The 19,136-nt window shown below is 63.8% G+C and carries 19 protein-coding genes, 1 tRNA gene and 1 pseudogene; 17 read left to right on the forward strand and 4 right to left on the reverse strand.

Annotation, left to right across the window (positions count from 1 at the left end):
• Positions 1-4 precede the first annotated feature (4 nt).
• From IC761_RS14375 to IC761_RS14395, 5 genes and pseudogenes are all read left to right on the forward strand, one after another.
• A pseudogene (locus IC761_RS14375) lies at positions 5-361 on the forward strand (3-keto-5-aminohexanoate cleavage protein); the annotation flags it as partial.
• A gap of 134 nt (positions 362-495) precedes the next feature.
• Entirely contained in the window at positions 496-1,701 is a 1,206-nt protein-coding gene (locus IC761_RS14380) for an MFS transporter (protein WP_195803872.1), read from the forward strand.
• A gap of 171 nt (positions 1,702-1,872) precedes the next feature.
• Complete coding sequence (locus IC761_RS14385) at positions 1,873-3,102, forward strand: CaiB/BaiF CoA transferase family protein (RefSeq protein WP_195803873.1); 1,230 nt, start codon at positions 1,873-1,875, stop codon at positions 3,100-3,102.
• Positions 3,103-3,335: 233 nt separating this feature from the next.
• Complete coding sequence (locus tag IC761_RS14390; protein ID WP_128951178.1) at positions 3,336-3,551, forward strand: hypothetical protein; 216 nt, start codon at positions 3,336-3,338, stop codon at positions 3,549-3,551.
• A gap of 101 nt (positions 3,552-3,652) precedes the next feature.
• Positions 3,653-4,045, forward strand: a complete 393-nt coding sequence (locus IC761_RS14395; protein ID WP_195803874.1) for a RidA family protein — start codon at positions 3,653-3,655, stop codon at positions 4,043-4,045.
• A 106-nt stretch (positions 4,046-4,151) separates the two neighbouring features.
• Here the strand turns inward: IC761_RS14395 and IC761_RS14400 are convergent, their stop codons facing one another.
• Positions 4,152-4,811 (reverse strand): TetR/AcrR family transcriptional regulator, encoded by a 660-nt coding sequence (locus IC761_RS14400; protein ID WP_195803875.1) that lies wholly within the window; start codon positions 4,809-4,811, stop codon positions 4,152-4,154.
• 216 nt (positions 4,812-5,027) lie between these two features.
• Here IC761_RS14400 and IC761_RS14405 point away from each other — a divergent pair, with 216 nt between their 5' ends.
• Together IC761_RS14405 and IC761_RS14410 are read left to right on the forward strand one after the other, a co-directional pair.
• Entirely contained in the window at positions 5,028-6,263 is a 1,236-nt protein-coding gene (locus tag IC761_RS14405; protein WP_195803876.1) for an acyl-CoA dehydrogenase family protein, read from the forward strand.
• A gap of 125 nt (positions 6,264-6,388) precedes the next feature.
• On the forward strand, positions 6,389-7,447 hold the full coding sequence (locus tag IC761_RS14410) for a phosphotransferase family protein (RefSeq protein WP_195803877.1): 1,059 nt from the start codon (positions 6,389-6,391) through the stop codon (positions 7,445-7,447).
• A 114-nt stretch (positions 7,448-7,561) separates the two neighbouring features.
• Here IC761_RS14410 and argE read toward each other — a convergent pair whose 3' ends face one another.
• Positions 7,562-8,749, reverse strand: coding sequence for an acetylornithine deacetylase (gene argE, locus IC761_RS14415; protein WP_195803878.1), 1,188 nt, complete (start codon positions 8,747-8,749; stop codon positions 7,562-7,564).
• A gap of 1,129 nt (positions 8,750-9,878) precedes the next feature.
• Positions 9,879-10,664: an SDR family NAD(P)-dependent oxidoreductase gene (locus tag IC761_RS14420; protein ID WP_195803879.1), complete on the reverse strand. Its 786-nt coding sequence runs from the start codon at positions 10,662-10,664 to the stop codon at positions 9,879-9,881.
• A gap of 134 nt (positions 10,665-10,798) precedes the next feature.
• Between IC761_RS14420 and IC761_RS14425 the strand changes: the two genes are divergently transcribed.
• Positions 10,799-11,500 carry a histidine phosphatase family protein gene (locus IC761_RS14425; RefSeq protein WP_438265122.1) on the forward strand — a complete coding sequence of 234 codons (702 nt, stop codon included), beginning with the start codon at positions 10,799-10,801 and terminating at the stop codon, positions 11,498-11,500.
• Between the two features lie 69 nt (positions 11,501-11,569).
• Positions 11,570-12,337: an SDR family NAD(P)-dependent oxidoreductase gene (locus IC761_RS14430; RefSeq protein WP_195803880.1), complete on the forward strand. Its 768-nt coding sequence runs from the start codon at positions 11,570-11,572 to the stop codon at positions 12,335-12,337.
• Between the two features lie 174 nt (positions 12,338-12,511).
• Here IC761_RS14430 and IC761_RS14435 read toward each other — a convergent pair whose 3' ends face one another.
• Complete coding sequence (locus IC761_RS14435; RefSeq protein ID WP_195803881.1) at positions 12,512-13,735, reverse strand: serine hydrolase domain-containing protein; 1,224 nt, start codon at positions 13,733-13,735, stop codon at positions 12,512-12,514.
• Positions 13,736-13,900: 165 nt separating this feature from the next.
• Here IC761_RS14435 and IC761_RS14440 point away from each other — a divergent pair.
• From IC761_RS14440 to rplL, 8 genes are all read left to right on the forward strand, one after another.
• Positions 13,901-13,976, forward strand: a tRNA-Trp gene (locus IC761_RS14440).
• A 329-nt stretch (positions 13,977-14,305) separates the two neighbouring features.
• Complete coding sequence (secE, locus tag IC761_RS14445) at positions 14,306-14,497, forward strand: preprotein translocase subunit SecE (RefSeq protein WP_027564420.1); 192 nt, start codon at positions 14,306-14,308, stop codon at positions 14,495-14,497.
• Positions 14,497-15,057 carry a transcription termination/antitermination protein NusG gene (nusG, locus tag IC761_RS14450; RefSeq protein WP_129268045.1) on the forward strand — a complete coding sequence of 187 codons (561 nt, stop codon included), beginning with the start codon at positions 14,497-14,499 and terminating at the stop codon, positions 15,055-15,057. The genes secE and nusG overlap by 1 nt, the downstream gene beginning before the upstream one ends.
• A 130-nt stretch (positions 15,058-15,187) precedes the next feature.
• Positions 15,188-15,616 carry a 50S ribosomal protein L11 gene (gene rplK, locus IC761_RS14455; protein ID WP_195803882.1) on the forward strand — a complete coding sequence of 143 codons (429 nt, stop codon included), beginning with the start codon at positions 15,188-15,190 and terminating at the stop codon, positions 15,614-15,616.
• 6 nt (positions 15,617-15,622) lie between these two features.
• Positions 15,623-16,315 (forward strand): 50S ribosomal protein L1, encoded by a 693-nt coding sequence (gene rplA, locus IC761_RS14460; RefSeq protein ID WP_195803883.1) that lies wholly within the window; start codon positions 15,623-15,625, stop codon positions 16,313-16,315.
• A 91-nt stretch (positions 16,316-16,406) separates the two neighbouring features.
• Positions 16,407-17,360 (forward strand): 2-hydroxyacid dehydrogenase, encoded by a 954-nt coding sequence (locus IC761_RS14465; RefSeq protein ID WP_195803884.1) that lies wholly within the window; start codon positions 16,407-16,409, stop codon positions 17,358-17,360.
• A 580-nt stretch (positions 17,361-17,940) separates the two neighbouring features.
• Positions 17,941-18,459, forward strand: coding sequence for a 50S ribosomal protein L10 (rplJ, locus tag IC761_RS14470; protein WP_195803885.1), 519 nt, complete (start codon positions 17,941-17,943; stop codon positions 18,457-18,459).
• A gap of 54 nt (positions 18,460-18,513) precedes the next feature.
• Positions 18,514-18,891, forward strand: a complete 378-nt coding sequence (gene rplL, locus IC761_RS14475) for a 50S ribosomal protein L7/L12 (protein WP_195803886.1) — start codon at positions 18,514-18,516, stop codon at positions 18,889-18,891.
• The last annotated feature ends 245 nt before the right edge of the window (positions 18,892-19,136 follow it).

Here is a 19,136-nt window from a genome sequence, read left to right on the forward strand (position 1 = left end):
TCTCGCGGGGCTGATGGATGCGCGTCCGCACGTGCAATTCGTCATGGGCGTCAAGAATGCGATGCCAGCGGATGAGCATGTGCTCGACATCCTGCTGGGCGAGCTCAGGCGGCTGATTCCGCAGGCGACGTGGACCGCGGCCGGGATTGGACGTCATCAGGCCGAGGTGATGGGCTGGGCGCTCGCGCGCGGCGCCGATGCGGTTCGCACCGGGCTTGAGGACAATATTAGGATCGACAAGACACGGCTTGCCGCCAGCAACGCGGAGCTCGTGACCATCGCCCGTGAGGCTGTCGCGCGCCACGGCCGACGCGTCGCGACCGCAGCCGAGGCGCGATCCCTGCTCGGGCTCGCGGGATAGCGGCTACTGCCTCCTCCTGACATGCTCCCGGCTGCCTTCTGCCATTCGGCGGCCGGCGTTCCACTGCGCTGAGTCTCCGGGTAAGACGGGGGCCACAGGCGTGATCGGCGCCTGCCGGGCAGGCGACGAGTGGAATGCGGTTCTTGAAATCTGACAGCAGGCTGATCGGGGTCCTGCTGGTGCTGGCAATCACCCAACTCATTGGATGGGGCACGATCGGCCTTCCGGCCGTCATCGGCCGCGACCTTGCGGCCGATCTCGGCCTGAGCCTGCCGGCGGTGTTTGCGGGCAGTTCGGTGCTCTATGTCACCATGGGGCTGTGCGCGCCCTGGCTCGCCAAGGCGTTTGCGCGGCACGGCGCGCGCAAGGTGATGATGGTAGGCACCGTCGTTGCGGTGCCGGGCTACGTCGTCCTGTTCTTCGCGCGCGAGCCAATCCTCTATTTCGCGGCCTGGGTCATCCTCGGCATGGGCGGCAGCGCCACGCTGTCGACCGGCGCCTATATCATGCTGAACGAAGTGGCCGGGCGGCAGGCCAAGAATGCCATCGGCGCATTGATGCTGGTGACAGGGCTGTCCAGCAGCATCTTCTGGCCGACCACCTCGTTTCTCAGCTTCCATCTCGGCTGGCGCGGCACCTGCCTCGTCTACGCCGCCATGCTGATCCTGGTCTCGCTTCCGCTGTATGCCTTCGGCGCGCCGCGACGGGGCGTGGTGAAGGACGAAGGCGGCGAGGCGGCGAGGCCTTCGGCTGCGCCGGCCATTCCGCGAAGCACCTTCAACCTCGTCGTGATCGCGATCACGCTCAACGCCTTCGTCAATTTCGGCCTTGGCGCCGTTCTGATCGAGCTGTTGCGCGCGGAGGGGCTGGCGCCGGCGCAGGCGATCGCGTTCGGCTCGATGCTCGGCGTGATCCAGGTCAGCGCCCGCGGCCTCGATTTTCTCGGCGGCGGGCGGTGGGACGGCATCACGACCGGGCTCGTCGCCGGCACAGCGCTCCCCGTCGCCATGCTGCTGCTGATGCTGAGCGAGGGCGCGACCTGGGCGGTCGCGGTCTTCATCCTGCTCTACGGCGCCGGCAGCGGCGCCATGGCTGTCGCGCGGGCGACGATCCCGCTGGTGTTCTACGACCAGGCCGAGTTCGCCAAGGCGATGTCGATGATCGCGCTGCCGCTCAATCTTGCTTCCGCGATCTCGCCGCCGCTTCTTGCCGCTCTGCTCACCCAGTTCGGCAGCCGCGGCGCGCTCGGGCTCACCTTCGCCTTTTCCTGCGCGACGGTGCTGATCCTGGTCCTGCTCGGCCGCCGTCGACCACAGGTCGCCGCAGCGGCGGTGACGTAAGGCAATATCGCGACGCGGAAATTCTGCGTTCGCCGCCGGGCGGTGGATGGCCGTATGCCCGGAGTGCAGTGCTCAAGGCGCCAAAATAGTGTATCCGCAGGGAGCGCGGGCCGCGATCTCGCCGCCGCGCCAAGATCAGCTCCAAGATTCAGTTCCCCGGAGGAAATCGACATGTCGGCCCTGCCGCTCTCAGGCATCAAGATCCTTGACCTTACGCGCGTGCTCGCCGGGCCCTTGTCGGCCCAGATGCTGGGCGATCTCGGCGCCGACGTGATCAAGATTGAGCGGCCGGGCACCGGCGACGACGCGCGCGCCTTCGGCCCGCCCTACCTGAACGATCCCGAGGGCAAGGCCAACAACAACAATTCGTTCTATCTCTGCGCCAACCGCAACAAGAAGTCGGTCACCGTCAACATCGCGAAGCCCGAGGGGCAGGCGATCATCCGGGAGCTTGCCAAAGACGTCGACGTCTTCATGGAGAACTACAAGGTCGGCGATCTCAAGCGCTACGGCCTGGATTACGAGACCATCAAGGCGATCAATCCCCGCATCATCTATTGCTCGGTGACAGGCTTCGGCCAGACCGGCCCTTATGCGCCGCGCGCCGGCTATGACGCCATTCTGCAAGCGATGGGCGGCCTGATGAGCGTGACCGGGCACATGGACGGCGAGCCGGGCGAGGGCCCGATGAAGGTCGGCCCCTCCATCGTCGACTACATGACCGGCATGAACACCTCGATCGGGATTCTCTCGGCGCTCTACAATCGCGACGCCAATGGCGGCGTCGGGCAGCATCTCGACGTCTGCCTGTTCGACACCGTGATCGCCTCGCTCAGCCACTGGCTCCAGATCTACCTCGTCAACGGCAAGACGCCGCCGCGCCGCGGCACCTGGGGCAATGGCGGCATGCCGGCCGGCGTGTTCCGCTGCACCGACGGCGAGCTGATGCTGGTGGTGGGCAATGACGGCCAGTTCCAGCGCACCTGCGCCGTGCTCGGCGAGCCCGAGCTCGCCAACGACAAGCGCTTCGTCAGGAACAACGACCGCGTCGTGCACGGCAAGGAGATCATGGCGATCTTCGCCGGCCTGTTCCTCAAGCAGCCGGTGGCCTATTGGCTGGACAAGCTGGAAGAGGCCGGGGTGCCGTCAGGCCCGATCAACAATTTCGAGCAGGTCTTTGCCGATCCGCACGTCCAGTCGCGCGGCATGCGGGTGAAGACCGCGCACAAGTTCGAGCCGGAGCTTTCGCTGATCCGCAACGCACTGACTTTCTCGGAGACCCCGATCAAGACTTACCGCGCCCCGCCGTTGCTAGGGGAGCACACACAGGAGGTGCTCGGCGGCAAGCTCGGCTACGATGCGGGGAAGATCGAGGAGCTGAAGAAGCAAGGGATCATCTGACGCCTCTTCTTTTCCTCTCCCCGCTCGCGGGGAGACGAGCGCAGTGAAGCGCGTGCGATGCCGGGCTTGGCTGAAACGCCGTCAGACAAATCGTGACGTCATCGTGACGCTTACGCGGTCTTGCGCGAGGCTTGCGCGCAATCCCCAGCCAAACCCGGTCCGTACTCGCACAGGCTTCCGCTTCGCGCGCGACTCAGATTCGATCTCTCCCACTGGGTTCGGGAGGGAAGTGCATGTCCTATACGATCGGGTTCCAAGCGAAGAACCAGAAGGCAATTCTGGCGACCGAGGCGGCCACGGCCAATCAGGCCGTCGCGATCATTGCCGCACTGCGGCAAAGCGCCGAAGAGATCAAATTCATCCGCTCGCCGCAGGAAGGCGAGATGGGCATCGAGATGCTGCTGCTGCTCGCCAAGGAAGAGGCCGAGGAGATGCCGCAGCGGGCTTAAACCGCGTTCTGCGCGATCATACTTCGAGCTTTAGCGAAACATGCCGGCTGCATCATCGTGTAGTCAGGCCGCAGTCTCGCTTGAACCGAAGGTGGCCGCCCATGAAACGCCAAGCGCTCCGCGTTGAACCGATTTCGTCCTTTCTCGACCGCGTGAAGGCACCAACCTCGCCGGTGACGCGCGCCGGCAACATGATCTTCGTGGCAGGCCTGCCGCCGTTCGATCCCGAGACGGGCGAGATCGGGGGGATGCCGATCAAGCGCCAGAGCGAGATCATCATGGAGCAGATGAAGCTGTGCCTGGAGACGGCCGGCGCCTCGCTCGACAACGTCATGAAGTGCAACGTCTACTGCACCTCGACAAAACATTTCGCCGTCTTCAACGCCATCTATGCGCGCTACTTCCCGGTCGATCCGCCGGCGCGGATTTTTGTCTGCACGCCGGAATGGTTCGGTCCCTTCGACGTCGAGATCGACTGCATCGCGATGATGTGAGGGATGAGAGCGTTTTCGAGCGAAGTGGATACCGGTTCGCGTCAAGAAAACGCGTCAAAACAAGAATCTAGAGCCCCGTTCCGATTCCATCGGAACGGGAAAGGCTCTAGCGTGCCAGCATACGCGCCGGCGCCTTCATTCCTCCGCCCGCCGTCAGCGCCATCGTCGAGACGCTGACGACGCGTGCGATGATGCCGTCGACGTCATCGACGTCGCATTTGCCTTCCGACAGCTTGGTCAACCGCTCGCTGTCGCGCACCGTCTGCTGCGCCATGGCCAGCGCAAAATGCAGGCCCCAGTACAGCTCGACATCGGGCATTCCGGGCAGCGATCGCCGCATCGCGGCGACGAACTTGCGCAAATGATCGATCTCGCGATTGCGGATGCGGCGGATCGCCGGCACCGACTCGATGTTGACGCGGATCATGAAGCGCGCCGCGGTCGAGCGTGCATTCTCGGGTCCGAGGCAGCCGCGCAGGGTCGGCCCGACCAAAGCGCGCAGGATGTCCGCGATCTCGGCGCGGCCGCCGCCTGTCTCTTCCGCCGCGCGCAATTCCTGGAGCCGCTCGCGGTTGAGCTGCAAGCTGCGGGTGACGAACAGTTCCGCGATCAGCTCGTCCTTCGAGCCGAAATGATAGTTCACCGCAGCCAGATTGACGTTCGCCTCCGCGACGATGTCGCGCAGCGTGACATCGCCGAAGCCGCGATCGGCATAGAGCCGTTCGGCGGCGGCGAGAATGGCAGACCTCGTATGATCGCTGGCCATGGGCGCCCTCAGGGGAGGGAGTTGCAATTCAAACACTTGTATGAAACTATCGTTTGAAGGCCGGAGAAAGTCAATCCGCTTGATGGAATTGCGCCGCTTGGCGGTGAGGTTCCATCACGGCTCGCAAGCCGCGCGCTTTCGCGCTTGCGGGTCGCGCGCGGCGGGACGACAGTCCGGCGCAAAACAGGCTTTCAAAGCGAGACCGAGGAGCGTCCCATGGACTTCGATCTGTCCCCCAAGCAGAAGGAATGGCTCGACCGCGTGCAGTCCTTCATGGCCAAGCACGTGCGTCCGGCGGTGCCGATCTACAACGAGCAGGATCACAGCGGCGAGCGCTGGAAGGTGATCCCGGTCCTGGAAGACCTCAAGAAGAAGGCGAAGGCCGAAGGTCTCTGGAACATGTTCATGCCGCCGAGCGAGCATGAGGACGACGAATTCCGCGGCGCGGGACTGACCAATCTCGAATACGCGCTGCTCTCGGAGGAGATGGGCCGCATCACCTGGGCCTCGGAAGTGTTCAACTGCTCCGCGCCCGACACCGGTAACATGGAAGTGTTCATCCGCTACGGCTCCAGGGAGCAGAAGCGCAAATGGCTGCGCCCGCTGATGGACGGCGAGATCCGCTCCGCCTTCCTGATGACGGAACCGGCGGTCGCCTCGTCCGATGCCACCAACATCGAGACCAGCATCAAGAAGGACGGTGACCACTACGTCATCAACGGCCGCAAATGGTGGTCGTCCGGCGTCGGCGATCCCCGCTGCAAGATCGCGATCCTGATGGGCAAGACCGATTTCAATGCCGCCAAGCATCAGCAGCAATCGCAGATCCTGGTTCCGCTCGACACCCCCGGCATCAAGGTCGAGAAGATGCTGCCGGTGTTCGGCTTCGACGACGCGCCGCACGGCCACGCCCAGGTGCTGCTCGAGAATGTGCGGGTGCCGAAAGAGAACATCCTGCTCGGCGAAGGCCGCGGCTTCGAGATCGCGCAGGGCCGCCTCGGTCCGGGCCGCATCCATCACTGCATGCGCACCATCGGCAAGGCCGAGGAGGCGCTGGAGAAGATGGTGAAGCGGCTCTCCTCGCGCACCGCCTTCGGCAAGAAGATCGTCGAGCACTCTGTGTGGGAGCAGCGCATTGGCGATGCCCGCACCAATATCGAGATGACGCGTCTGCTGTGCCTCAAGGCTGCCGACATGATGGACAAGGTCGGCAACAAGACCGCGCAGGCCGAGATCGCCATGATCAAGGTCGCAGCCCCCAACATGGCGCTGAAGATCATCGACGAGGCGATCCAGGCCTTTGGCGGCGCCGGCGTCTCGGACGATGCGGGCCTTGCCAAGGACTACGCCCACATCCGCACGCTGCGGCTCGCCGACGGTCCGGACGAGGTGCACAATCGCGCCATTGCAAGGCTCGAAGTTCGGAAGTATGCCAACTCTCCCAAGCACTAACAGGGAGAGCCCTGCGGCGCTCCCGACTTGAAGAAACGACAGGGCATGATTGGGTGACCGCTTGACGCAAGTGCGTCAGCGGTTACCGATTAGGATCATGTTCGGACTGAAGAGGGAGCGTCACCGTGGCTGACGGCGTCAGGAAAGACGAAGAATTCTCCGGCACCAAGCCGGTCGAGGAGCGGCATCGTATCGACGAGATGCGGCTCGAGGCCTGGATGCGCGAGAACGTCGCTGGCTTCGAGGGCCCGCTGGTCGTGCTCCAGTTCAAGGGCGGCCAGTCCAATCCGACCTACCGCCTGAACACGCCGAACCGCTCCTACGTGATGCGCCGAAAGCCGTTCGGCAAATTGCTGCCGTCGGCGCATGCCGTCGATCGCGAGTACCGCGTCATCGCGGCCCTTGGAAAGCAGGGCTTTCCGGTCGCGCACGCCTATGCGCTGTGCCAAGACGACAGCGTAATTGGCGCTGCCTTCTACATCATGTCGATGGAGGAGGGTCGCGTGTTCTGGGATCCGGCACTGCCGAGCCAGACGCCGGAGGATCGCCGCAAAATCTTCACCAGCAAGATCGAGACGTTGGCGAAGCTGCACCTGTTCGATCCCACAGCGATCGGGCTCGGCGACTTCGGCAAGCCCGGCAATTATTTTGCCCGCCAGATCGACCGCTGGACCAAGCAGTACCGCGCGTCCGAGACCCAGCACATTCCCGAGTTCGAGAAGGTCGCCGAATGGCTGCCCAAGACCGTTCCGGAACAGGCGCGCGTCTCGATCGTCCATGGCGACTATCGCCTCGACAACATGATTTTCCACCCGACGGAACCGCGCGTGCTGGCCGCGCTGGACTGGGAGCTGTCGACGCTCGGCGATCCCATGGCCGACTTCACCTATCTGCTGATGCAGTGGGTCATGCCGGGCCTGGCCGGCGTCGATCTCAAGGCGCTCAACATCCCGAGCGTCGAAGAGGCCGCGCAGATCTATTGCAACGTGACCCAGATGAGCGTGCCGGACCTCAACTGGTACTTCTCCTATAATCTCTTCCGCCTCGCCGGCATCACGCAAGGCATCGCCGGCCGCATCCGCGACGGCACCGCCGCGAATGCCAAGGCGCTGGAGTCGGCCAAGCGCACCGTGCCGCTGTCAAAGGCGTCATGGGAGTACGCGCAGAAGGCGGGCGCGGTTTAGGAGAGACAAGGGCGCGGCCGGGTGGCCGCGCTTTTTTGTCTCGTGTCCCAGACGCACTGCAACGCCCTTAGCGTTGCTGCGCAGAGCCCGGACCCAGTTACTTGGCAACGGTGACTACCCCTTCGCGCAATGCGCGATCAGCTTCTTCACGAAGTCTGCGCATTTCTCCAGCTCCGCCATCTCGACAAATTCGTCCGGCGTGTGCGCCTGCGCGATCGATCCCGGGCCGATCACGACCGAGGGGATATCGGCCATGCCGGCAAACAGGCTCGCTTCGGTGCCGAAGGCGACCTTGGCGTGGTCGTTGCGGCCGGCGAGCTGCTTGGCCAGCGTAACGATCGCCGCATCGGCCGCGGTGTCGAGCGCGGGATAGTCGAGGATTTCCTCGAGATCGATGCCGCATTCCGGATGCCTCGCCTTCATCGCCGGCTCGAGCTCGGCCTTGGCCCAGGCCACGATCGCATCCGTCACCTCCCTGGACTCGCTGATGCCGATGCCGCGGCATTCGAAATCCACCGTGCAGGTGTCAGGCACGATGTTGAGCGCCGCGCCGCCATGCACGATGCTGGTGAGCAGCGTCGAGTGGGGCACGTCATAGAGGCTGTTGCGCTCGACCCGGCCTGCGAGCTTGACGGCGCGGCGACGGATTTCGGTGATCAGCTCGGCGGCGTATTCGATGGCGTTGACGCCATCAGGCGCGATCGAGGAGTGGCGGGCGAGGCCACGGAAAGTCGCGCGCACGCCGTGCTTGCCCTTGTGGCCGATGATGACCTTCATCTCGGTCGGCTCGCCGATGAAGGCGCCGAGCGGCCTGACTTTCTTCTTGGCGACCTCGGTGAGCATCGGGCGCACGCCGACGCAGCCGACCTCCTCGTCATAGGAGATCGCGAGATGGATCGGCGTGTTCAGCTTTGCCTCCAGCATCTCCGGCACCATGGCGAGGCACACCGCGACAAAGCCCTTCATGTCGGTGGTGCCGCGGCCGTAGAGCTTGCCGTCGCGCTCGATCAGCTTGAAGGGATCATGGCTCCAGTCCTGGCCCATGACAGGCACGACATCGGTATGGCCCGACAGCACGAGGCCGGGGCGATCCTCCGGCCCGATCGTGACCCAGAGCGAGGCCTTCTGTCCGGTCTCGTCGACGATGCGCTCACCCTTGATGCCGAGGAAGGCGAGATAGCTCTCGATATGCGCGATCAAAGGCAGGTTGGTGCGATCGCTGATGGTGTCGAAGCCGACGAGGTCGGCAAGCATGTTGCGGATGCGATCGGGGCGTGAGCTCGGGAAGATCGGGTTGGGCATTGTCACGTTCTTGTCAGGGGATTGCAGAGGCTGAGATTGCCTGCATGAACCATACCAACGTCGTACTCCAATGAGCAAATCAATACAGGTCTGTAGCCCGGATGGAGCGCAGCGCAATCCGGGGTCTTTTGCCCGCGCGGATGGATTCCCGGATTACGTTGCGCTCCATCCGGGCTACGAGATCTTGCGTTGCCCGTCAGGCAAAACACGCTAAGGCTCGGTCAATCCACGCTCACAAAAATATTCCACTTTACCGAAATTCGGAAACGGCGTATGTGTCGCCTCACTCCGGCCCAAGGAAGAGGGGCGTATCGCGATCGTCACGAACGCGGGCCGGGCGGCGGTGGACGTGAGCTACATCGGCGCGAAGGGCTTTGCAGGGCGGGCAACCGTGAGCGAGGCCGTCGCGCACACGACCGGTGCGGCTCGCGTACGGCAAAATCGTGTGGTCCTGACGCCCGGGGTCTGAGCGTCAAGTCTTGCGGTGATGTGTGTGGCCCGACCGGGCCGGCATGTCAGTCATCCGCAAGGCGACGGGGGCAATAGTGCATCGCTCCCCGGGGAGATCACGACATAAGCCGTTCCAACCATCGCGCAGGGAAGGCCGGGATGCTCCGGTTGCCCTGTTACCCGCTGTGCCGAGTAGCGCAATCTGCTCCTTGCATAGCGGTCAATGGGAGCCAGCCGGCTCCCGGCCTTCCCTGCGCCCTCTTTCATTGGGCGAAACGACGAAGCAAGGCTCGGGCGAGACAAGCCGCGAGAGCGCGAAGGTGTGTCTGCGATGAAGATGCGAAACGATAGAACGACGCTGCGTCCCCCACACTCCGTCATTGCGAGCGTAGCGAAGCAATCCAGACTGTCGCCGTGGAAAGATTCTGGATTGCTTCGCCACGCTCGCAATGACGATGTTGAGGCAGTTGTGCGCGAAATATCTCCCCACGGTCGTCCCGGCGAAGGCCGGGACCCATAACCCCAGGGAGTGGTTTTGCGAAGGCTCTTAGTGAAGAATATCCCCGCGGTACTAGCGCCGCCTTTCACCGATAGACCTCGCGGTATGGGTCCCGGCCTTCGCCGGGACGACACCGAGAGTGTGGCGGCGCTGTGCAAACCGGAGGGGAGAACCCCGTTGCTAAACCGGCTTCCCCGCATACGGCATCGACGCGGTGAGGCCACCATCCACCGGGAACGCCTGGCCGTTGACATACGACGCTTCGTCGCTTGCCAGAAACAATCCCATCGCGGCGAGCTCATGCGGCTGGCCGGGGCGCTTCAGCGGATTGAGCTGGCCGATCTTGTCTTGGGTGCCGCGCTCCTTGGCGCGGTCGAAGATCGGTTTGGTCATGCCGGTCTCGATCAGGCCCGGACAGACCGCGTTGATGCGCACGCCGGTGCCGGTGAGCGAATACGCCGTGGTCTGCACCAGCGAGATCACGCCGGCCTTGCTCGCCGCATAAGGATGTCCGCTGGCGCCGGCCTTGAGGCCTGCGACCGACGCGGTCAGCACGATTGCGCCGGACTGCTGCTTTACCATGTGCGGCATCGCATACTTCACCGCGAGGAACGGTCCGATCAGATTGATGCGCAGGATTTCCTGCCAGTGCTCCACCGTCTGCTCGGCGAGCGGAACGAGGCCGCCGGAAACGCCGGCATTGGCCCAGATCACGTCGAGCCGTCCGTGCGTCTTCACCGCCTTGTCGATCACGGCGATGACATCCTTCTCAGAGCCGGCGTCCGCGATCATTGCCTCGGCGACACCGCCGGCCTTCTTCACCTCGTCGACGGTTTCCTTCACCGCCTCGGTGCGATCGACCGCGATCAGCTTGGCGCCTTCCCTGGTGAACAGGTGTGCTGCCGCGCGACCGATGCCGCTGCCGGCGCCGGTGATGATGACGGATTTGCCTTGCAGGCGGCCCATGCGCTTTCTCCCTTTGGTTCGTGCGCGACGCTTGCCGCGCGACGGAATTTCAAACAGAATTTGAAACAGTAAAGTGTCTTGAGACACGTTCGCTACTCACGTACAGCGACATCACACGCGATGGAAGGGTTTCGATGATGTCCGACTCCAGCAAACCCGATGTGGTCACGACTCGGTGGTGGTGGGTCCGTCACGCGCCGGTGCGCAATGATGGCGGCAACATCTACGGGCAGAGCGATCTCGCTTGCGACACAAGCGACACTTATGTTTTCAACGCTGTTGCCAAGGTGCTGCCACGCAAGGCGGTCTGGTATTCGAGCAATCTGATGCGCACGCATCAGACCGCCGAAGCGATCTGGGAGGCAGGCTACCCGCGGCCCGCATCGATGACATGGGAGGCGGATCTCGCCGAGCAGAATCTCGGCCGCTGGCAGGGCATGAACCGGGCCCAGTTCATCGCCAGCCGCCCCGTCGGCGCGAGCTGGTTTGCCGACATCAACGAGCCCGCGCCCGGCGGCGAAAGTTTCATGGATCTCTACAACCGCACGCGCCGCACCGTCGAGCGGATCAACGGAGAGGCCGCAGGCCAGGACGTGATCGCGGTCGCGCATGGCGGCACCATCAAGGCGGCGATCGGCCTCGCACTCGACGGCCAGGTGGAGCGGGCACTGTCGTTCGACATCGACAATGTGTCGATCACGCGGCTCGATTATTTCGCGAGCCCCGAGCGGAGCGTCTGGCGCCTGCCGATGGTCAATCAGCAGCCGTGGATCGCGGATGACGCGCATGCCGAGATGCATCAGCTCGCGGGTCCGGAAGTCAAGAAGCTCGCCTGAGCGATTGCCGGCTCGCGCGACCGCGGCGTAAGCTTCAGGCCAATTCAAATCAACCTCTGGGAGGAAAGCATGACCTTGTTCGACATGAAGGGGAAAGTCGCCGTCATCACGGGATCGACGCGCGGCATCGGGCTTGCGATTGCCGAGCGCATGGCCGAGCACGGCGCCAAGGTCGTGATCTCCTCGCGCAAGGCCGACGTCTGCGAAGAGGTCGCCAAGGGCATCAACGACAAGTTCGGCAAGGGCACCGCGGTCGCGATCGCCGCCAACATCTCGTCCAAGGAAAACCTGCAAAACCTCGTCGACGAGAGCAATCGCGCCTTCGGCAAGATCGACGTGCTGGTCTGCAACGCCGCGTCGAACCCGTATTACGGTCCGCTCGCCGGCATCTCCGACGATCAGTTCAGAAAGATTCTCGACAACAACATCGTCGCCAACAACTGGCTGATCTCGATGGTGGTGCCGCAGATGATCGAGCGCAAGGACGGCTCGGTCATCATCGTCTCCTCGATCGGCGGCCTCAAGGGCTCGACCATCCTCGGCGCCTACGCGATCTCGAAGGCCGCCGACATGCAGCTCGCACGCAACCTCGCTTGCGAATACGGCAAGCACAATATCCGCGTGAACTGCATCGCGCCCGGCCTGATCAAGACCGACTTTGCCAAGGCGCTCTGGGACAATCCTGAGAATTTGAAAGCCTCAACCGCGCGCTCGCCGCTGCTGCGGATCGGCATCCCCGACGAGATCGCGGGCGCGGCGGTGTTCCTGGGCTCTGCGGCCGGCGACTTCATGACCGGCCAGACCATGGTGATCGACGGCGGCGCGACGATCAGTTGAGGCGTTTGCTGGTGCGCTCCCTCTCCCGCTTGCGGGAGAGGGCTGGGGAGAGGGTGCCTCCGCAGAGAGACTCCTGACGAGGAGAAAGCCCTCACCCGGCGCTACGCGCCGACCTCTCCCGCAAGCGGGAGAGGTTGCACCGAGATTGCGGCTCGATCGTCCAAACTGGTCAGGTCAATCCACCGCCGCGTAAACCAGATCCCGCACCAGCGTGCGCGTAAAATCGCGCTGTCCCGGGCCCTGGCTCATGAACACCGTGAACAGATCCTCCTTCGGATCGATCCAGAAGAACGTCCCGGCGATGCCGCTCCAGAAATACTGGCCGATGCTGCCGGGAAAGGGCGCGATGCCGGCGTCGCGGCGGACCGCAAAGCCGAGGCCGAAGCCGTGGCCGGGCGACAGCAGCGTGCCGTTGATTGCGACGTGCGGGCCGAGGTGATCGGAGGCCATCAGCTCCAGCGTCTTGCGGCCGATGATCCTGTTGCCGTCGAGCGTGCCGCCATTGCGCAGCATCAGTGCGAAGCGGGCGTAGTCCATCGTGGTCGAGACGAGGCCACCGCCGCCGGACTCCATCACCGGCTGCTCCAGCATATTGAAGAGAGCGACCTTGTCGCCGGTCCAGGGATCGTCCGCGAAGGGCTCGGCGAGGCGACCGGCATTGGCCTCGGAGGTCGAGAAGCCGGTCTCGGCCATCTGCAACGGCGCCAGGATGCGTTCGGCCAGATACGCGCCGAGCGACTTGCCGCTGACGACCTCGATGATACGGCCGAGGATGTCGGTGGAGCGGCTGTAGTTGAATTCGTCGCCGGGGTGGCAGACGAGCGGGAAGCTTGCCACCAGCGCGGCGTGCTCGGCATTGCTGATCCTGCGGCTGCGCACCCGCGAGTCCTGGTAGATCTTGTGCACGGGGCCGTCGCCCTGGTGCTCGTAAGTCAGGCCCGAGGTGTGGCGGAGCAGGTCCTGCACCGTCATCGCCCGCTTTGCTGGAACCAGCTCGAGCTTGCCGCCGCTGACCACGCCGACCTTCTGGTCGGCAAACTCCGGAATGAATTTTGCGACGGGATCGCTGAGGAGGAGATGGCCGTCCTCGACCAGCGTCATGACGCCGACCGACACGATCGGCTTGGTCATCGAGAAGATGCGGAAGATCGAATCAAGTGCCATCGGCGCGGACGCAGCCGGGCTCTGCTTGCCGAGCGCCTCGAACCAGCCGATTTGGCCGCGCCGGGCCACCAGCACGGTCATCCCGGGCACGGTTCCCCTGTCGACCTCGCGCCTGAAGGCGTCCGACATCGCCTGGAGGCGGGGGCGCGACAGGCCTAGCGTTTCCGGCTTGGCATCGGGCAGGGATGGGGTTTTCGGCGTGATCGCGGCGTGAGGGGCAGCTTGGACAGTCATGGGCACTCCCGGTTTCTCATTATTATCGGGAATGAACTGTGGCCCGGAAGCCGCGGGACAAACAAGCGAAGCCGGCGCGCGTCACCCTTGCAATCCGTCCTTGCAATCCGGCCGCGCCCTGTGCTTGAAAGCGCCCCTGATCCGCGCGGCGACGTGAGGGTCCGTAGGAGTGTAGCTCAATTGGTAGAGCACCGGTCTCCAAAACCGGGGGTCGCAGGTTCGAGCCCTGCCACTCCTGCCAGCTCATCCCAGCCAATCAGGATCGACAGGCAGGACAGGGACGAGCTGAAAAGCTCGGACCGTGGGTGATGCTGATCAAGTAAGCCCTTGATCCGGATCAGGTCCGCTGGCGGCGGCCGTGTGTATCCCGGCCTGCCCACACCTTGACGTTTGGCCCCATCAGCAGTACATACCCCGCACTCGCAGCCGGCCCGTTAAACGCGGATCTCCGGCGCGGCTTTGAAATCCCCCGAACAATCGAGCCCGGTTTTCCGGCTCATCCTTCGAGACAGAGGGCTGGGCCAACGGCGGCTGTTCGGATCCCTGAAATCCTTAATGGCGTCTCAAACGATGGCAGTCAGCCCGTTCAAATTCTTGCAGGAAGTGCGCTCGGAGACCGCCAAGGTCACCTGGCCGACCCGCCGCGAGACCACGATCACCACCATCATGGTGTTCGTGATGGTCGCCGTGGCCTCGGTGTTCTTCTTTGCCGCCGATCAGATCATCCGCTACCTCATCACCTTCCTTTTGGGCATTCACTGATGGCAACAGCAGCCGCTGCAACCCAATCGACCGACAAGCGCTGGTACATCGTCCACGCCTATTCGAACTTCGAGAAGAAGGTCGCCGAATCGATCCGCGAGCAGGCCAAGCAGCGTGGGCTCGAGGAGCTGTTCGAGCTGGTGCTGGTTCCGACCGAGAAGGTCACGGAAGTGCGCCGCGGCCGCAAGATCGACGCCGAGCGCAAGTTCTTCCCGGGCTACGTGCTGGTGAAGATGAAGCTGACCGACGAGGCGTTTCATCTGATCAAGAACACGCCGAAGGTCACGGGCTTCCTCGGCGCGGAGAACAAGCCGATGCCGATCTCGGAAGCCGAGGCGATGCGCATCCTGCACCAGGTGCAGGAAGGCGTGGAACGGCCGAAGGCGTCGGTGTCGTTCGAGATCGGCGAGAACGTGCGCGTGGCCGACGGCCCGTTCGCTTCGTTCTCAGGTGTGGTCGAGGAGATCGACGAGGCACGCTCGCGCGTGAAGGTCGCGGTGTCGATCTTCGGCCGCGCCACGCCGGTCGAGCTGGAATTCGGTCAGGTCGAGAAGGTCTGACCGGGTAGGCGTGAGGCTTCGGTCTCACGCGAGCAAGAGGCCGTGGGAGGGAGAGGGCGGTTGCCAGCCGCACCCGACCCAGACCACGAACCTGAAACCGCCGGCCTGGCCGGCACAACAGGAGTGATACATGGCAAAGAAAGTGACCGGATACCTGAAGCTTCAGGTCCCGGCCGGTGCGGCGAATCCCTCGCCCCCGATCGGTCCCGCGCTTGGTCAGCGCGGTCTCAACATCATGGAGTTCTGCAAGGCGTTCAACGCCCAGACCCAGAAGGAAGAGAAGAACACCCCGATCCCGGTGATCATCACCATCTATGCGGACCGTTCCTTCACCTTCGAGATGAAGACGCCGCCGATGTCCTTCTTCCTCAAGCAGGCCGCCAAGATTCAGTCCGGCTCGAAGGCGCCGGGCCGTGACAAGGCCGGCTCGGTGACGCGTGCACAGGTGCGCGACATCGCGGAGAAGAAGATGAAGGATCTCAATTGCGACACCATCGAATCGGCCATGAAGATGGTCGAGGGCTCTGCCCGCTCGATGGGTCTGGAAGTGGCGGGGTAAGGGCTCATGGCAATCGGAAAGCGTTTGAACAAAGCCCGCGAAGGTGTTGACCGCGAAAAGCTTTACCCGCTCGCGGACGCCATCAAGATGGTCAAGGAACGCGCGAAAGCGAAGTTCGACGAGACCATCGAGGTCGCGATCAATCTCGGCGTCGATCCGCGTCACGCCGACCAGATGGTCCGCGGTGTCGTGACCCTGCCGAACGGCACCGGCCGTACGCTCCGCGTCGGCGTGTTCGCCCGCGGCGCCAAGGCCGATGAGGCCAAGGCTGCGGGTGCCGACATCGTCGGCGCCGAGGACCTGGTCGAGAAGGTGCAGAACGGCACGATCGATTTCGATCGTTGCATCGCCACCCCCGACATGATGCCGCTGGTCGGCCGTCTCGGTAAGGTGCTCGGCCCGCGCGGCCTGATGCCGAACCCGAAGATCGGCACCGTGACCATGGACGTCACCGGTGCGGTGAAGGGTGCCAAGGGTGGCTCGGTCGAGTTCCGCGTCGAGAAGGCCGGCATCCTGCAGGCCGGCGTCGGCAAGGCCTCGTTCTCCGAGGAGAAGCTGGTCGAGAACATCAAGGCGCTGGCTGACGCCGTCGCCAAGGCCAAGCCGGCCGGCTCCAAGGGCACCTACATCCAGCGCGTTGCGGTGTCTTCGACCATGGGTCCGGGCGTGAAGGTCGAGCCGGGCACGATTCTCGGCTGAGGTTTGGAAATTGCATGAGGCGAGGGGCGGAATCGGGCAACCGATTCCGCCCCTTTCCATTTTCGACGGCATTTCACCGGAAACAACAACAATGGCTGACAAGGTCCTGATCTATTCGCGCTTTCCCAAGACGATGGTGGCGCGCTTCGCCGAACGTTTTGATTTGCTCGACAGCGGCGGCAAGCCGGCGCGGGAGGTGTTTTCGGTCGAAGAGCTCGCAGGCGTCCGCGCCATGCTGACTGCGGGCGGCACGCCGCTCGGCGCAGACGCGATGGACCTGCTGCCGAAGCTCGGCGCCATTGTCTGCTACGGCACCGGCTATGACGGTGTCGACCTGAAGGCGGCCGCTGCGCGCAACATCGCGGTCGGCCACAGCCCTGGTGCCAATGCCGCCTCGGTCGCCGATATCGCAATGACTCTGATGCTGGCGGTGACGCGGCGGATCCTGATTGCCGACCACTATGTCCGCAGCGGCGACTGGGCCGCCTCAAGGCAGTCGCCGATGATGCGTCCGCAAGCCGGCATGCCCGGCCGCCGCGTCGGCGTCTACGGCATGGGCGAGATCGGTCGCAAGATCGCGGCGCGCTGCGCCGCCTTCGAGAGCGAGGTCGGGTATTTCAGCCGCACCAAATACGATCTGCCCTATCAATATTTCCCGACGCTGGAGGCGCTCGCCGACTGGTGCAGCGTGCTGATGATCGCCGTGCGGGCAGGGGCCGACACCCAGCACGCCGTCAACGCCGATATTCTCAAGCGCCTCGGCGAAGACGGCTACGTCGTCAACATCTCCCGCGGCTCGGTCATCGACGAGAAGGCGCTGGTTGCGGCCCTGATCGACAAGACCATCGCCGGCGCCGGCCTCGACGTCTACGAGAAGGAACCGCACGCGCCCGACGCGCTGACCGCGCTGCCGAACGTGGTGCTCGCGCCGCATCTCGGCGGCCACACGCTGGAGTCCCACGTCGCCATGCAGAACTGCGTGCTGGCGAACCTGACCGGGTTCTTCGAGGGCAGGCCGCTGCCATACAGGGTCAAATCAGCCTGAATCGGCCCTTGTCAGCCTGCCTCAGGCCCCGCCGGCAATCGATTGGAACTGGTGTGAATTTTGCTCTTGGCAATCGGGCTCCGAGCGGTTAAAGAACCGCTTCCGGACGTGCCGGCCTTGGCTGGCGCGTTCGTGCACGCATTCCGAAAACCCGATACGGTAGGAGATCATTCCTTTTCAGGACGTCCGCAAGGATTTGCCGAAAAAGGAAGGAAAACCCGTCAGTTCGGTGGGGTGCGGGCAGAGGTCAGGCGGCTCGCCGGCTGACCTTGTCCTGTCCAAGACTGCAGGCGCCCGCGGGAAATTTCGATTTCTCAACGGCTTAATCGCATGGCCTGCATAGACGGGTGAAGACCGGATTTCACTTCGCGTTCCACTTTGGTGGTGGTTGCGGAATGGGTTTGGTTCGGACCTCGACACGCCGTGGGCCTTAGCGGGTTCCCGGAGGGCAGGCTTTGAATTGTCGTCTTGCCCGGCATGTCCGATGGGTTTTGCCCCTGAGGTTCAAGTTTGGGCGGGACGATGGGTGCAACCCGGCGGTCCCGCTTTCGCGATGACCGCCAACCGGAAAGAGCTTGCTGTGGAACGAGCGGCAAAAAAAGAAGCGGTCGAACAGCTCAATGGGGTCTTCAAGACCACGAGCGTCGCGGTCGTTGCTCAATATTCCGGCCTCACCGTTGCCCAGATGCAGAAGCTGCGCACGCAGATGAAGCAGGCTGGCGCCTCGGTGAAGGTCTCGAAGAACCGTCTCGCCAAAATTGCTCTTGAAGGCACCGACGTCGTTGCCATCGGCCCCATGCTGAAGGGACCGACCGTGATCGCCACTTCGAACGATCCGGTAGCGGCGCCGAAGGTCGCCATCGAATTCGCCAAGGCGAACGAAAAGTTCGTCATCGTCGGCGGCTCGATGGGAAAGACCGTCCTGAATGTCGACGGCGTGAAGGCGCTTGCCTCGCTGCCGTCGCTTGACGAACTGCGCGGCAAGATCGTCGGCCTGCTTGTGGCCCCGGCGACCAAGCTCGCTCAGCTCGCCAACGCGCCCGCGGGCAAGCTCGCGCGCGTCATCCAGGCTCATGCCTCAAAGGGCGAAGCGGCCTGACGCCCTTCGCAAAACTCAAACCCGAACCAGACTTACATTCAAGGAAACTGAACAATGGCTGACTTGCAGAAGATCGTTGACGACCTCTCGAGCCTCACCGTGCTCGAGGCTGCCGAACTCGCGAAGCTCCTCGAAGAGAAGTGGGGCGTTTCGGCTGCCGCGGCCGTCGCCGTGGCCGGCCCGGCTGGTGGTGGCGCTGCCGCCGCTCCGGCTGAAGAGAAGACCGAATTTACGGTCGTTCTGGCCGCCGCCGGCGACAAGAAGATCGAGGTCATCAAGGAAGTCCGCGCCATCACCGGCCTGGGCCTGAAGGAAGCAAAGGACCTCGTCGAGGGCGCGCCGAAGCCTGTCAAGGAAGGTGTGAACAAGGAAGAGGCCGACAAGATCAAGGCGCAGCTCGAGAAGGCTGGCGCCAAGGTCGAGCTCAAGTAACCGCAGGTTACTTGAGCGAGATCCCGGGCGAGCGTCAGCGAGACCCGGGATCCCGGACCACAGATCTGGTGGCCGTGAGGTCCCGAAAGGCTGGCCCGGATGCAAAAGGCGTGCGACGGATCGTCCCGACGCAGGCTGAACACGAAAAAGTGTGGGGATTTGAGGGTTTACCCCTCGAATCTCCACTATTGTCGCCCCATATCGGGTCGGCAGCACGAAAGCGCGGTGGGCAGGGATGCCGGATT

This window comes from Bradyrhizobium commune, from assembly GCF_015624505.1.
Classification (GTDB): domain Bacteria; phylum Pseudomonadota; class Alphaproteobacteria; order Rhizobiales; family Xanthobacteraceae; genus Bradyrhizobium; species Bradyrhizobium commune.

Excerpts from the sequence above, each read along its gene's own strand:
- IC761_RS14380 (WP_195803872.1), top strand. The coding sequence starts at position 496 with ATGCGGTTCTTGAAATCTGACAGCAGGCTGATCGGGGTCCTGCTGGTG.
- IC761_RS14385 (WP_195803873.1), top strand. The coding sequence starts at position 1,873 with ATGTCGGCCCTGCCGCTCTCAGGCATCAAGATCCTTGACCTTACGCGC.
- IC761_RS14390 (WP_128951178.1), top strand. The coding sequence starts at position 3,336 with ATGTCCTATACGATCGGGTTCCAAGCGAAGAACCAGAAGGCAATTCTG.
- IC761_RS14395 (WP_195803874.1), top strand. The coding sequence starts at position 3,653 with ATGAAACGCCAAGCGCTCCGCGTTGAACCGATTTCGTCCTTTCTCGAC.
- IC761_RS14400 (WP_195803875.1), bottom strand. The coding sequence starts at position 4,811 with ATGGCCAGCGATCATACGAGGTCTGCCATTCTCGCCGCCGCCGAACGG.
- IC761_RS14405 (WP_195803876.1), top strand. The coding sequence starts at position 5,028 with ATGGACTTCGATCTGTCCCCCAAGCAGAAGGAATGGCTCGACCGCGTG.
- argE (WP_195803878.1), bottom strand. The coding sequence starts at position 8,749 with ATGCCCAACCCGATCTTCCCGAGCTCACGCCCCGATCGCATCCGCAAC.
- IC761_RS14420 (WP_195803879.1), bottom strand. The coding sequence starts at position 10,664 with ATGGGCCGCCTGCAAGGCAAATCCGTCATCATCACCGGCGCCGGCAGC.
- IC761_RS14425 (WP_438265122.1), top strand. The coding sequence starts at position 10,799 with ATGATGTCCGACTCCAGCAAACCCGATGTGGTCACGACTCGGTGGTGG.
- IC761_RS14430 (WP_195803880.1), top strand. The coding sequence starts at position 11,570 with ATGACCTTGTTCGACATGAAGGGGAAAGTCGCCGTCATCACGGGATCG.
- IC761_RS14435 (WP_195803881.1), bottom strand. The coding sequence starts at position 13,735 with ATGACTGTCCAAGCTGCCCCTCACGCCGCGATCACGCCGAAAACCCCA.
- secE (WP_027564420.1), top strand. The coding sequence starts at position 14,306 with ATGGCAGTCAGCCCGTTCAAATTCTTGCAGGAAGTGCGCTCGGAGACC.
- nusG (WP_129268045.1), top strand. The coding sequence starts at position 14,497 with ATGGCAACAGCAGCCGCTGCAACCCAATCGACCGACAAGCGCTGGTAC.
- rplK (WP_195803882.1), top strand. The coding sequence starts at position 15,188 with ATGGCAAAGAAAGTGACCGGATACCTGAAGCTTCAGGTCCCGGCCGGT.
- rplA (WP_195803883.1), top strand. The coding sequence starts at position 15,623 with ATGGCAATCGGAAAGCGTTTGAACAAAGCCCGCGAAGGTGTTGACCGC.
- IC761_RS14465 (WP_195803884.1), top strand. The coding sequence starts at position 16,407 with ATGGCTGACAAGGTCCTGATCTATTCGCGCTTTCCCAAGACGATGGTG.
- rplL (WP_195803886.1), top strand. The coding sequence starts at position 18,514 with ATGGCTGACTTGCAGAAGATCGTTGACGACCTCTCGAGCCTCACCGTG.